Here is a 12,735-nt window from a genome sequence, read left to right on the forward strand (position 1 = left end):
CCAATGCCCAATGCCCCATGCCCAATGTCTAACCTTTAGCAAAACGTCGGACAGCAAATAAGCTCCCCATTAATCCTACAGCTGCACCGAAACTCAAAAGAATCAGGGGCAATAATAAAATTTCTGCTGGAGTGAGTTGCACCCTGTTGGTGATGACTTGGATAAACTCAGGTTGATTGACTAGCAACTTACCCAGAAACTGTTGAATCACAGAAATGAAACTCCAAGCGATCGCACCACCAACTAAACCAAAGGTAATTCCTTGTAAAATAAACGGGAGGTAAATCCAAACAGAAGTTGCTCCCACTAGTTGCATAATTTCAATTTCCTGGCGACGCGCCATAACAATCAGCCGAATTGTCGTGGTAGTGACTGCGATCGCTGTTAAAGTCAAAATAATCGTAATTGTTAAAGTAATCCAGTTCAGACCTTGGTGCAATTGGGCAATGCGTTTAACTGCTTCATCCACATACTGCACCGTCTCAACTCCCCGTAACTTAGCCAACTGTGTTGCTAAAGTTGGTACAACTTGAGAATTACGAGCTTTTACCTTCATCTCATCAACCAGAGGATTATCACCTAGCTGCTGCGTAGCCCCCTCAATATCAGAAATTCTCATTTCCTTAACTAACTTAGTCCAAGCTTCCTCTTTGGTAATGGTTTGTATCGCCGCCACCTCTGGCATTTTTGCGATCAGTGGCTCAATACTTTCGACTTGCGTATCCGGTTCGAGATAAACTGATACTTCTAGCTGACTACCAAACTGGTAGAGGAGTTTTTCAACTTGCCAAGAGGTTTGCAGACTCAAGCCGAATAAAAACAGTAACACCGTCACAGTACTTATAGCTGCCCAATTCATCCAACCTCCCCGCAATAAACCAAGGAAAGTTTCTTTGAGCAGGTAGTCAAGTTTCGTGAGAGATTTAAACACACATCACCCCAATAAGTAATTCAAAATTCAAAATTCAAAATTCAAAATCAAAGAATGCAATCACAGCAGTTGATTAGAAGTTAGGTCTGCACGACGCTAGGTGCAACAAGAGTGGCTCGCCGCCCAACGCACTGGCTTCTCTGCGTGAGATAACACCACCCTTTATACTCGACAGGGCAAACTTTGGAGAGACTCAGAGCCAAAAACATGATTAGTAGCGAGAGAACTGACTAGTGACGATATTGATAGAATTAAAATAGTAGGAATTTTCACCATCTAGCCATCGAGACTCATGCCCTCTGAAATTGCTGTAGAGAAAAAAAAGTTAAAAAATCCACCTTTGGAGCTTCATTATTTAGGCGATCGCGTGCTGCGTCAAGCTGCAAAGCGGATTTCTAAAGTAGATGACGAACTCCGCCAACTGGTGCGCGAAATGCTGCAAACTATGTACAGCAAAGATGGCATTGGTTTGGCTGCACCCCAAGTGGGAATTCACAAACAACTAATTGTCATCGACCTGGAACCAGAGAACGCAGCTAATTCCCCCTTGGTGTTGATTAACCCCACCATTAAACAAGTCAGCCGCGACATCTCTGTTGCCGAAGAAGGATGCTTGAGTATTCCCAATGTATACCTGAACGTGAAGCGCCCCGAAGTCGTGGAAATTGCCTATAAAGACGAGTACGGTCGTCCCCGGACATTAAAGGCTAATGACCTCCTGGGACGCTGCATTCAGCACGAGATGGATCACCTCAACGGCGTGGTATTTGTAGACCGTGTAGAAAACTCCTTGACTTTAGTCCAAGAGCTATCTAAGAATGGCTTCTCGTATCAAGCGGTGAAACCAATAGCATAGGGGGCTAGTAGTGTATTTAACTCCAAAAAGCGGTTTATTTCTGGGTGGTTCTTGTGTAAGTGCGATCGCCGCTGTAGGTTCGATTTTTGAACTCAGTTACGGACATCCAGATTTTGGTGTCCCAGTCACGGCGATTATCCTAGCATTGAGCATTCCACTCACCGGATTATTTTTCTTTGCCGCAGTGAAGGATGCAAGGGCTAACATGAAATAAGCATCAGGTACATAAAAAAGGTAAAAGGATGAAAGAAACGCAAAGTTTATCCTTTTACCTTTTATTTTTGCTCTCCATCTTCCAGTGCCCCTAAAGCTTTCAGTGTCACTAAGGGACTTGCAAATAAAAAAATATCCCAAAACTGACGCAAAAATCCTCTCTATTTCTCCTCTCTCTGTGTTCTCTACGTCTGGAGTGGTTCGTTTATTTCTTGGAAATCCTTAACTGCGCTGCGGCTGAATATCAAGCGATCGCTTCTAAAATAGAAGAATGCTGTCAACTCCCACTCAACTACTGCGACTGTCTCAAGGACAACTGAACTTATTAGAAGTTTGTCCGCGTAAATTTCAACATACCTACCTAGAACAACTCAATTCGCCCTCAAATCCAGAACAAGAAGAACGGCAAACTTTGGGTAGCCGCTTTCACTTGCTAATGCAGCAGCAAGAAATGGGTTTACCAATTGATAGTTTCCTGCAAGCAGATGCTCAACTGCAAAGCTGGATGCTAGGTTTTGCCGATGCAGCCCCAGAAATTTTAACGGCTGCATCTGATAATCAAACTTTCCGTGAAAGTGAACACTACCGTACTCTGCAAGTTCAGGACTATTTGCTGACGGTTGTCTATGATTTATTGATTGCAGATAACCAACAAGCGCAAATTCTCGACTGGAAAACTTATCCTAAACCACCCAATCAACGCAAGTTAGAATCCAACTGGCAAACACGGCTTTATCTGTATGTATTGGCAGAAACTAGCGAATACTTGCCAAAAAATATTTCGATGACTTACTGGTTTGTCCAATCTGAGGGCAAGCCGCAAAATATTAAATTTAATTACAATACTGCTCAACACACACTAACAGCAAAGAAACTTAATCAACTATTAAGCCAGTTAACTAATTGGCTGGAAAATTACCAAAATAACCAGCAGTTTCCTCAAGTGGTGGAGGGTAGCAAAACCTGTGATTATTGTCAGTTTGCCAAACGATGCGATGCCTACGGTGGTAAACTACGCACACAATCTACTGAAGAAGTGGTGAAAGACTCATTGCCAAATTTTGACAGCATTCAAGAAGTCTCACTCAACCCTATACATTAGAGGATGTTTGTAAAGTTCAATACGGGTATAAATAAATCACAACTTCTAAATTTATGTCAAGCTTTGACGAAACTGAAGCCATTTATGTCCGCGAATTAGGAATTGATGACATTGCTCCCGTTTACCACTTGGGAGAAGGGTTATTTACCAGCGATTTATATCCTTATTTATACCGTACCTGGGACGAATGGGAGGTGATTGGACTTTACAACACCGATCCAGAATATTGCCTCGTTGCCGAAACAGACGGAGAATTAGCAGGATTCATTTTGGGAACCATCATCACCAAAGCATCCTGGACTTACGGTTACATTTTATGGTTGGGAGTTAGTCCGAGGTTCCAGCGTCGGGGAGTAGCAGACAAGTTGGTTGATAAAGTCGTCGCCCGGATGATTGAAGATGGGGCGCGGTTTATGCTGGTAGACACTGATCCCACCAATACTTCAGCACTAAAGTTTTTTAACCGCAAAGGTTTTGGTAATATCCGCCAGCATATTTTCTTGTCGATGAATTTAAGCAAGCACGAATATTATGGCAGATTAATTGATTACGAACACCAAAAAGCTGAAAGAGCAGGTTACAAGCGATCGCGTCCTGCCATTCGCTCCCGTAAACCCGATAGCGTTGCTAATGAAGTAGTCCTCAATCCCCTAGTGAGTGAATCTCAAACGACTGAAGATCAATCTCCAATCTAATAAAAGTTAGGAGTTAGGAGTTAAAACTTTTAGAGGTCATTTATCAAGTAAAAATAAAATGGAAATGCTTGGGGATGAAAATTTTCCAGAGAAATACAAGTTTAGACATGAATAAAGCTGAGGATATGGCGCAGCACGATTCTAAGTAATTGTACTTCAACCACCTCGCTGACTTTAAATATAGGGGCAGGGCGATCGCTTGATAAAAAGGAATGCGATCAAAGTTCCAATCTCGGAGTTTTGAGTTCTAATCTCGAAGTGTCGAGTTCTAATCTCGGAGTTTTGAGTTCCAAGCTCGAAGTTTTGAGTTCCAAGCTCGAAGTGTCGAGTTCTAAGCTCGAAGTGTCGAGTTCTAGGCTCGGAGTTTCGAGTTCCAAGCTCGGAGTTTCGAGTTCCAAGCTCGGAGTTTCGAGTTCCAAGTACGAAGTTTCGAGTTAAACCTCCGGTTCCACTCCTAGCGCTTTTAACTGAGCTGCCAATCTCTCTGCACGCTGACTTTCTTGTTCTGCACGCTGACTTTCTTGTTCTGCACGCTGGCGTTCTTGTTCTGCAAGCTGTTGAGCAGCGTTTTTCTCTTGCCGTTCTTTTGCTGCTAACTCCAAACCCCACAGTAATAGTTCGCCCTTGTCATCCCACCAACGTAACCAATAACCTGTGCGGTTTTCTCGGCTTCCTTGCCATACACCTAAAAACAAGTTCATTTCGGCAATCCAGTGACGATTGTTTGCATCCGGTGTTTGCAGTTCATAATATCCTAAATCATCTCGCCGATAAACTTCTAACACTCCTCCCTCTGGTTCAAAAATGGCATAGTTTGGCACTTGTAAAATCTGCTCATAATAGAACCATTTACCTGGGGGATAGGTCGGTTTACTGGAATACTCTCCACCTTCGGTATCTGAGATAAATTCCATCACAATTACGGGAATATCGCCTTGCAGTTGTGGGGTATAACTGCGCTTCACTTCTTCTCGTGAGACTCGAATAGATGATACATATCCCCAATCTGGTGCTTTGATCACAAACCGATTATTTAAGGTGGCGCAGATGCCGTAATTAGTGATGGTTAAAGCATTGGTGGGCAATCTGCCAGCCAGTTCCAAGCTTTCTGTTAAAGCAGCAGCCAAGAGTGGCTGATTAATGTTATCCACTGGCTCGTTGTCTAAAACAAAATCATCAGGTAACTTTTCCCAGGTGACATCATGGGTGGCGGCATTGGCTAGCATAATCAGAATATCTCAAGTACAACTTCAATTTCTAATGGCCTGATTAAAAAATTGCACACGGCATTACTCCTGAGCAAGGGTTCGCACTTCTTCTACTGACAATCCCAATGCTTGGGCAATCTGTTCGATGCTCAAACTCATTTGCAATAATCGGGGTATGGCATCTCTTCTGGCTTGTTCTGCAAGTTCCGCCCGTTGTCGTTCAAGTTCCGCCCGTTGTCGTTCTTGTTCAGCGTTGCGGGAAATTTCTGTATAAGTTAAAAACCGTTCTCCATCAGGGCGATATAGCTGTAAACCCTCTGATGATGGAACAAACCGAATTTTTAACCGAGGACTCACCCAATCTTTCATTCGGAGGATGACATCTAAGCCATCTTCACCACGCAACCAACCGTGCAAATTATTTTTCTCAGGATCGTAAATGTAGTACTCTTCCACGCCATAACGGTCATAGAAAAGTAATTTCTTGTCCATTTCACTTTGGGTGTTGCTGGGAGAAAGAATTTCAAACACCACTTGTGGGGTAACTCCCTCCTCTTTCCATTGTTGATAGCACAGGCGATCGCCTTTTGGTCTACCTAATACCACCATCACGTCTGGGGCGTTAACAATTTTGTTGCGTCCCTCTACCGGATACCAAAATAAATCCCCGGCGACAAACACATTTGGATTGTCAGCAAATAGCCACTCTATATTCTGCTTAATTTCTACAATCCAGCCAAACTGTATGGTATTATTAGCCACTGGTTGTCCGTCACTATCTGGGTAGATGACCTCTGGCTGGGTCGGCGGTTGGATTTGCGATACCATAGCTTCGCCCTCAGAAGGATATTTAATCGGGATGCTTCCAAATTAGCAGACTCTTAAGGATGTCTGCGGCATGAATCTGGAACTCACATCTTGCACCTAGCCCTAGCGATTAGAAATCGCGGCTATACAAACGTACTCCTTTGGAGAACCCGAAGGGTAGGCCGCCTACGCGGACTAAGGTCAAATCAAGATTTTCAACCCGCGCAGGCGGGTTTTGCCTGTGTAGCCGCGACTTCTAGTCGCCTGGTGCAAGATATAAGGAACGTTAACTAACTAAAACAGTACTACTGTTCTACTATAAACCGATTAAAGATAGTATTATTAAGGACTGTTTCATCAGAAACTCCTTCTTTGCCGCCCAATATGTCAGACCAACAGCTAGCAGCATCCTTGAATGGACATCTTCCCTACCCCAGCCACAACAGCCAGAATACCATTCGGATTCGGGGTGCTAGGCAGCATAATCTGAAAAATATTGACTTGGAATTGCCACGCGATCGCCTGATTGTGTTTACTGGCGTTTCTGGTTCTGGTAAGTCTTCCCTGGCTTTTGATACCATTTTCGCTGAAGGGCAACGTCGCTATGTGGAATCCCTCAGCGCCTACGCACGGCAATTTCTCGGACAGTTGGATAAGCCGGATGTGGAGGCGATTGAAGGTTTAAGTCCAGCAATTTCCATTGACCAAAAGTCAACGTCTCATAACCCCCGTTCCACTGTGGGTACGGTGACGGAGATTTACGACTATTTGCGACTGTTGTTTGGTCGGGCTGGTGAACCCCATTGTCCGATATGCGATCGCTGTATTGCACCCCAGACAATCGATGAGATGTGCGATCGCATTATGGAATTAAGCGATCGCACCCGCTTTCAAATCCTTGCACCCGTTGTTCGAGGTAAAAAAGGCACACACCGTAAGCTTTTGTCAAGTCTGGCATCCCAAGGTTTTGTGCGGGTGCGAATCAATGGCGAGGTACGCGAACTCTCAGATTCGATTGAATTGGATAAAAATTTTACCCACACCATCGAAGTGGTAATTGACCGCTTGGTGAAAAAGGCTGATATTCAGGAGCGTTTGGTTGATTCCTTGTCTACGTGTCTCAAACAATCGGGTGGTATTGCGACCATTCTGGTGAATCTACTTGGTGATGACGGACAAGAAAAAGAAGAAGAATTAGTATTTTCCGAAAACTTTGCTTGTCCAGAACATGGCGCGGTAATGGAGGAATTGTCGCCGCGATTGTTCTCCTTTAACTCGCCTTATGGTGCTTGTCCGCACTGTCATGGAATCGGGACTTTAAGAAGATTTGCGCCTGATTTGATCGTACCGGACTGGGAAGCGCCAGTTTATGCTGCGATCGCGCCTTGGTCAGAAAAAGATAATTCTTATTATTTGGAATTACTCTATAGTGTGGGACAGATTTATGGGTTTGAGTTACAAACAAATTGGAGCAAGCTAACAGAAGAACAGCAGCAAATTGTTCTGTATGGAGAGAAAGATGAACGAGCCGCAGAAGCACAAAGGAAGCAGAGTTTTAAAGGTGCTATTCCAATTTTGCAACGACAATATGAGGGTGGTTCTGAGCTAGTTAAGCAAAAATTAGAGCAGTATTTAATTGATCAGCCGTGTGAAGTTTGTCAGGGAAAACGGTTAAAACCGGAAGCGTTGGCGGTAAAGTTGGGACAATATGGAATTTTAGAATTAACTACTGTATCAATTCGGGATTGTCGGGAGAGAATTGATCAATTCAAGTTGAGCGATCGCCAGTTGCAAATTGCTGATTTAGTCCTGAGAGAAATCAAAGCTAGATTGCAATTTTTGTTAGATGTAGGTTTAGATTACCTCACCCTTGACCGTCCCGCAATGACCCTTTCCGGTGGCGAAGCTCAACGAATACGTCTAGCAACGCAAATTGGTTCTGGTTTAACAGGAGTTCTCTACGTTTTAGATGAACCGAGTATTGGTTTGCATCAACGAGATAATGGTAGATTGCTCAAAACCTTAACTAAATTACGCGATTTGGGTAATACATTAATTGTCGTTGAGCATGATGAAGAAACAATTCGTGCAGCCAACTACATAGTTGATATTGGCCCTGGTGCAGGAATTCACGGCGGAAATATTGTCGCCCAAGGTGATTTTCAGGCGTTATTAGCGGCGGAAGATTCCTTGACTGGTGCATATTTATCAGGAAGGCGAGTAATTACCACACCACCAGAACGCCGAGAAGGAAATGGGCGCAGTTTAGGGATTAAAAATGCCCATCGCAACAATTTAAGAAATATAGATGTAGAAATTCCACTAGGTAAACTCGTCGCCATTACAGGTGTGTCTGGTTCTGGCAAATCTACCCTGATTAACGAGTTACTGTACCCATCTCTGCAACACCATTTAACGAAGAAAGTTCCCTTACCCAGACATTTGGATAAAATTCAGGGATTAAACGCGATTGATAAAGCGATCGTTATCGATCAATCTCCCATTGGACGCACACCACGTTCTAACCCTGCAACTTACACAGGAATTTTCGATGCCATTCGAGATGTATTTTCCCAAACAGTAGAAGCCAAAGCTAGGGGTTACAAACCCGGACAATTTTCTTTCAACGTTAAAGGTGGACGTTGCGAAGCTTGTAGCGGACAGGGTGTGAATGTTATTGAAATGAACTTTCTCCCAGATGTTTACGTGCAATGCGAAATTTGTAAAGGTGCAAGATACAACCGCGAAACATTGCAAGTGAAGTACAAAGATAAGTCAATTTCTGATGTTTTGAGAATGACAGTTGAGGAAAGTTTAGACTTTTTCCAGAATATTCCCAAAGCGATCGCGCGTTTGCAAACTTTATTTGATGTCGGGTTGGGTTATGTTCAACTAGGACAACCTGCGACTACCTTATCTGGTGGTGAAGCGCAACGAGTGAAATTAGCCACAGAATTATCTCGACGCGCTACAGGTAAGACACTTTATTTAATCGATGAACCGACAACAGGGTTATCTTTTTACGATGTCCACAAATTGTTAGATGTGTTGCAAAGATTGGTAGATAAAGGTAATTCAATATTAGTAATTGAACACAACTTAGATGTAATTCGTTGTTCTGACTGGGTGATAGATTTGGGGCCAGAAGGTGGCGACAAAGGGGGAGAATTGATTGCTGTGGGGACACCAGAGGAAGTTGCAAAAAATCCCAGGTCTTATACTGGGCAATATTTGCAGCAGGTGTTGAAACAGTATTCGGCAAATTCAACTACTATGAAAACATAGATAGACAGGCTGACGGGTCTTTAAAAGGAGAACCTCAATGAATGATCGGGAGTTAGAAATTCTCCTGAACGACCTGGAATCAGATCGGGTGGAACGTAAGGCTTCGATATCTGACCGGAATGTAATTCGTCAGGCTATTTGTGCATTTGCCAATGACTTACCGAATCACCAACAAGCAGGAGTCCTGTTTATTGGTGTTCACGATAATGGCAGATGCGCTGACCTTGCCATAGACGATAAGCTTTTGCTTACACTCTCCGATATGCGGTCTGATGGCAACATCTTACCTTTTCCATCAATTATTGTCCAAAAACGGACTATTGGCGGATGTGAACTAGCTGTTTTAATTGTACAACCATCAGATGCTCCACCTGTACGCTTTAATGGACGTGTTTGGATCAGAGTTGGCCCCCGTCGAGCTACTGCTACAGCAGAAGAAGAACGTCGTTTAGCTGAAAAAAGACGCTCAAAAGACTTACCTTTTGATTTACGACCCCTATCATCAGCCAGTTTAGATGACCTCGATTTAGAAATTTTTCGTCGAGTTTATTTGCCTTCTGCCTTGGCAAACGATATTCTTCAAGAAAATCAACGCACTGTTGAACAACAACTTCAATCAATGCGTTTTGCAACAGTTGATCTGTTGCCTAAACCAACTATCTTGGGCGTGCTAGTTGTGGGTAACGATCCTAGACAATTCGTTCCCAGTGCCTATGTTCAATTTCTTCGCATTGATGGCATGGAGTTAACCGACCCTATTAAAGACCAGAAAGAAATTGGCGGCCCGCTTCCAGATTTGTTGCGGATGCTGGACGAAACTTTTCAAGTTCATATTTCAGTGGCAACAGACATCACTGCTCAACCAATAGAGTTGCGACAGCCTGACTATCCAATAGTTGCCTTGCAACAATTAGGAAGAAATGCGGTTATGCATCGCACTTATGAAGGGACAAATGCCCCAGTAAGAATTACATGGTTTAGCGATCGCATCGAAATTCAAAATCCCGGCGGCCCTTTTGGGCAAGTAAATCGGCAAAACTTTGGACAACCAGGGATAACAGACTATCGCAATCCTCACCTTGCCGAAGCGATGAAAAATCTAGGCTATGTTCAGAGATTTGGTATAGGAATTCAATATGCTCGGCAGCAACTTCAAAAAAATGGTAATCCACCTCTGGAATTTACTGTCAAAGATGCCCATGTCTTAGTCACGCTCAAGATAAAACCATGACTACAAAGATTATTGCTTTCTTCAATAATAAAGGAGGAGTTGGTAAAACTTCCTTGGTTTATCACTTGGCATGGATGTATCAAGATTTAGGACTGCGGGTGGTTGCAGCTGATCTTGATCCTCAAGCTAACCTCACTGCTGCTTTCTTAGATGAGGAACGCTTGGAACAAATTTGGTTAGATAAGGTTCAAACAACCACTGTTTTTGATTGTGTACAACCCCTGTTAAAGGGTATTGGTGATATTGATAATCCACATTTAGAATATGTTCAAGAAACTGAGTCATCACGGCAGTTAAGCTTGTCTCCAGAATTAAATTCATTAGCTCTTTTAGTTGGAGATTTAGCGCTTTCTGGTTTTGAAGATGAGCTTTCAGCACAGTGGCCTAATTGTCTGGGTGGAGGTGGTCAGGAACGAGCTTTCCGGGTAATCTCTGCTTTTTGGAGAATTCTCCAAAAAGCAGCTGTTAATCATAATGCAAATGTAATATTGATGGATTTAGGGCCTAATTTAGGTGCGCTAAATCGTGCAGCACTCATTGCAGCTGACTATGTTGTTGTTCCTCTTGCACCAGATTTATTTTCTCTACAGGGCTTGCGTAACCTTGGCCCTACATTGCGAACTTGGCGTGAAGAGTGGCAAGAAAGATTAGCCAAGAAAAATTCTTCGGATAAGAAAGGTTTTGCAACAGATTTACAGCTTCCCGATGGAACAATGCAACCTGTTGGTTATATTGTTTTACAACACTCAGTAAGATTAGATCGTCCAGTTAAAGCATATGAACGTTGGATTGCTCGTATTCCAATAGTTTATCAAGAAGTGGTTTTAAATCAGCCTAGTGGAAATCAATTCTCTATCGGAAATGATCCAAACTGTTTAGCTTTACTCAAAAACTACCAAAGCCTGATGCCAATGGCTCAAGAAGCTCATAAACCTATGTTCCACTTAAAACCTGCTGATGGTGCTATTGGCGCTCATACTAGGGCAGTGAAAAACGTTTATGGTGATTTTGAGAATTTGGCTTATAAGATAGCAGAAGAAACGCAAGTGGAAATTTTATAATTCCATTTATTATCAAACGTAAAAGTATTTTTTTAATTATTCAAACAAAATTGCGTAGGCGTAGCCCGTCGTGGACATCGCACCTCTTTCCAAAATGATCTGACGCAACTTATCGCTATATGTATATAAATTAGTTGCCTCTAGGAAAAAGCGATCGCTCATCCTAAAAGAAACAAACTTGCATCAACATGAAAAAACTTTCCCAAACCCTCAGCTTGTTTTTTAGTGATTTCTAGTTCGCCATTCATGATTTTAGCAAAAATCTCGCTTGAACCAAGAATTTCTACCAAATCAGCTTGTTTCAAACTCCTAGCTTCCATCAAATGCTTGAGTCTTGAACGAGGTGTTGAAACATTAAGCTGATAGTGTTTTTCTTCAAAATCCTCAATCAGTTTTACTAATAATTCCAACAAAGCATCTTCTTCAGGAGTCAGATGGGAACGAGAAAGGAGTTCTTCAACAGTTTCTAAAAATTTCTCGTTTTCCTCTTCTGTCTTAATAATCCGAGGTTGATATTGAGACAGCAATTGGCTGTAAATGTCTGAGTTAAAAGTAAGGATCATTTTTCCAGGAGTCTTTGTCATATTCGGCATGAGTTAAGACATATTTTATATAGATAACCTGCTTTAAAAAGTTAATACTAGCAATTAAGCGGTATTTATTACCTTTGATATTGAAAACTATAAACTTGCTTACTGCTTCGGCTTTAGGATAAATAGTTTGAACTTCTAGCAAATTACTCCAGTCTGCTTTAGTAGCAGTTATGTACCAGTCATCAAGTGCTTCACAGCAATCAGCGTGTTTTTGGCAGAATTGTCGTAGCTTTTTCCGACTGATGACGTGCATTGATTTCTTATTTCGGCGTTTCTCAGTTTGTTCTGGATAAATTTTTAAGTCACCATGTATCTAATTACCCATCTCTCCCCTTTGCCAAAACTGCCGTAAAATCTCCCCTGGTTTTCTATCCCAGGTGTCGATATGTTCATATATTAAATTATCTTGGTTGAGTTTATACGTTGAATAGCCATTAAAAAGCAAATCAGCTTTCCAAGGAACACGCAACACTCCCCGCACTGTCCACTTTGCTAAAATAGTGTCTTCGGCTGACTGATAAACCTCATGCACATCAAAGTAAATTTGGGTGAAAAATAGCCGAGCGTGAAATCGCAAAGTCCAAAATATAATGCGATAGTTAAATTTGTATTGGAATGTATTCACCGGGTCTTTAAAATAGATATCTTGTGTATAGATGTGATATGAGATATCTTTTTGAAAAAGTGTTGGTAAATCCTGTTTGAGAGTTTTAATTACCCGTTCCACCGATAATTGAGATTCCACGCGCATTT

At 42.4% G+C, this 12,735-nt stretch carries 15 protein-coding genes; 7 read left to right on the forward strand and 8 right to left on the reverse strand.

Features of this window, described 5'->3' with window-relative positions; genetic code table 11:
- Positions 1–28: 28 nt before the first annotated feature.
- Entirely contained in the window at positions 29–931 is a 903-nt protein-coding gene (locus HWQ41_RS03980; RefSeq protein WP_292760150.1) for an ABC transporter permease, read from the reverse strand.
- Between the two features lie 292 nt (positions 932–1,223).
- On the opposite strand from HWQ41_RS03980, the gene def reads away from it, so the two are divergent.
- The 4 genes from def (at position 1,224) to HWQ41_RS04000 (ending at position 3,797) form a co-directional block, all read left to right on the forward strand.
- The gene (gene def, locus HWQ41_RS03985) at positions 1,224–1,787 is read left to right on the forward strand and encodes a peptide deformylase (protein ID WP_292760151.1); all 564 of its coding nucleotides are present in this window, start codon (positions 1,224–1,226) and stop codon (positions 1,785–1,787) included.
- A gap of 10 nt (positions 1,788–1,797) precedes the next feature.
- Entirely contained in the window at positions 1,798–2,001 is a 204-nt protein-coding gene (locus HWQ41_RS03990; protein ID WP_292760152.1) for a hypothetical protein, read from the forward strand.
- Between the two features lie 270 nt (positions 2,002–2,271).
- Positions 2,272–3,102, forward strand: a complete 831-nt coding sequence (locus tag HWQ41_RS03995; protein WP_292760153.1) for a PD-(D/E)XK nuclease family protein — start codon at positions 2,272–2,274, stop codon at positions 3,100–3,102.
- A 53-nt stretch (positions 3,103–3,155) separates the two neighbouring features.
- A complete protein-coding gene (locus HWQ41_RS04000) occupies positions 3,156–3,797 on the forward strand; it encodes a GNAT family N-acetyltransferase (protein ID WP_292760154.1) in 642 nt (213 codons plus the stop codon).
- Positions 3,798–4,015: 218 nt separating this feature from the next.
- Here the strand turns inward: HWQ41_RS04000 and HWQ41_RS04005 are convergent, their stop codons facing one another.
- The 3 genes from HWQ41_RS04005 to HWQ41_RS04015 form a co-directional block, all read right to left on the reverse strand.
- Positions 4,016–4,216 carry a hypothetical protein gene (locus HWQ41_RS04005; RefSeq protein WP_292760155.1) on the reverse strand — a complete coding sequence of 67 codons (201 nt, stop codon included), beginning with the start codon at positions 4,214–4,216 and terminating at the stop codon, positions 4,016–4,018.
- A gap of 15 nt (positions 4,217–4,231) precedes the next feature.
- Positions 4,232–5,023 (reverse strand): Uma2 family endonuclease, encoded by a 792-nt coding sequence (locus HWQ41_RS04010; protein ID WP_292760156.1) that lies wholly within the window; start codon positions 5,021–5,023, stop codon positions 4,232–4,234.
- Positions 5,024–5,086: 63 nt separating this feature from the next.
- Positions 5,087–5,833, reverse strand: a complete 747-nt coding sequence (locus tag HWQ41_RS04015; RefSeq protein ID WP_292760157.1) for a Uma2 family endonuclease — start codon at positions 5,831–5,833, stop codon at positions 5,087–5,089.
- A gap of 363 nt (positions 5,834–6,196) precedes the next feature.
- On the opposite strand from HWQ41_RS04015, the gene uvrA reads away from it, so the two are divergent.
- The 3 genes from uvrA to HWQ41_RS04030 are packed head-to-tail and all read left to right on the forward strand — an operon-like array spanning position 6,197 to position 11,389.
- Positions 6,197–9,097, forward strand: coding sequence for an excinuclease ABC subunit UvrA (gene uvrA / locus HWQ41_RS04020; RefSeq protein WP_292760158.1), 2,901 nt, complete (start codon positions 6,197–6,199; stop codon positions 9,095–9,097).
- A gap of 37 nt (positions 9,098–9,134) precedes the next feature.
- On the forward strand, positions 9,135–10,328 hold the full coding sequence (locus HWQ41_RS04025; RefSeq protein WP_292760159.1) for an ATP-binding protein: 1,194 nt from the start codon (positions 9,135–9,137) through the stop codon (positions 10,326–10,328).
- Positions 10,325–11,389: an AAA family ATPase gene (locus HWQ41_RS04030; RefSeq protein WP_292760160.1), complete on the forward strand. Its 1,065-nt coding sequence runs from the start codon at positions 10,325–10,327 to the stop codon at positions 11,387–11,389. The genes HWQ41_RS04025 and HWQ41_RS04030 overlap by 4 nt, the downstream gene beginning before the upstream one ends.
- Positions 11,390–11,425: 36 nt before the next feature.
- Here HWQ41_RS04030 and HWQ41_RS04035 read toward each other — a convergent pair whose 3' ends face one another.
- Genes HWQ41_RS04035 through HWQ41_RS04050 form a run of 4 tightly spaced genes read right to left on the reverse strand, consistent with a single transcriptional unit; the run spans position 11,426 to position 12,733 of the window.
- Positions 11,426–11,551, reverse strand: a complete 126-nt coding sequence (locus HWQ41_RS04035; RefSeq protein ID WP_292760161.1) for a hypothetical protein — start codon at positions 11,549–11,551, stop codon at positions 11,426–11,428.
- A complete protein-coding gene (locus tag HWQ41_RS04040; RefSeq protein ID WP_292760162.1) occupies positions 11,548–11,952 on the reverse strand; it encodes a transcriptional regulator in 405 nt (134 codons plus the stop codon). The genes HWQ41_RS04035 and HWQ41_RS04040 overlap by 4 nt, the downstream gene beginning before the upstream one ends.
- Positions 11,936–12,235 (reverse strand): type II toxin-antitoxin system HigB family toxin, encoded by a 300-nt coding sequence (locus HWQ41_RS04045; RefSeq protein ID WP_292760163.1) that lies wholly within the window; start codon positions 12,233–12,235, stop codon positions 11,936–11,938. The genes HWQ41_RS04040 and HWQ41_RS04045 overlap by 17 nt, the downstream gene beginning before the upstream one ends.
- A gap of 60 nt (positions 12,236–12,295) precedes the next feature.
- Positions 12,296–12,733, reverse strand: coding sequence for a DUF2358 domain-containing protein (locus HWQ41_RS04050; protein WP_292760164.1), 438 nt, complete (start codon positions 12,731–12,733; stop codon positions 12,296–12,298).
- Positions 12,734–12,735: the final 2 nt, after the last annotated feature.

Source organism: Nostoc sp. NOS(2021), assembly GCF_017115025.1.
In the GTDB taxonomy this organism is placed as follows: Bacteria; Cyanobacteriota; Cyanobacteriia; order Cyanobacteriales; family Nostocaceae; genus Nostoc.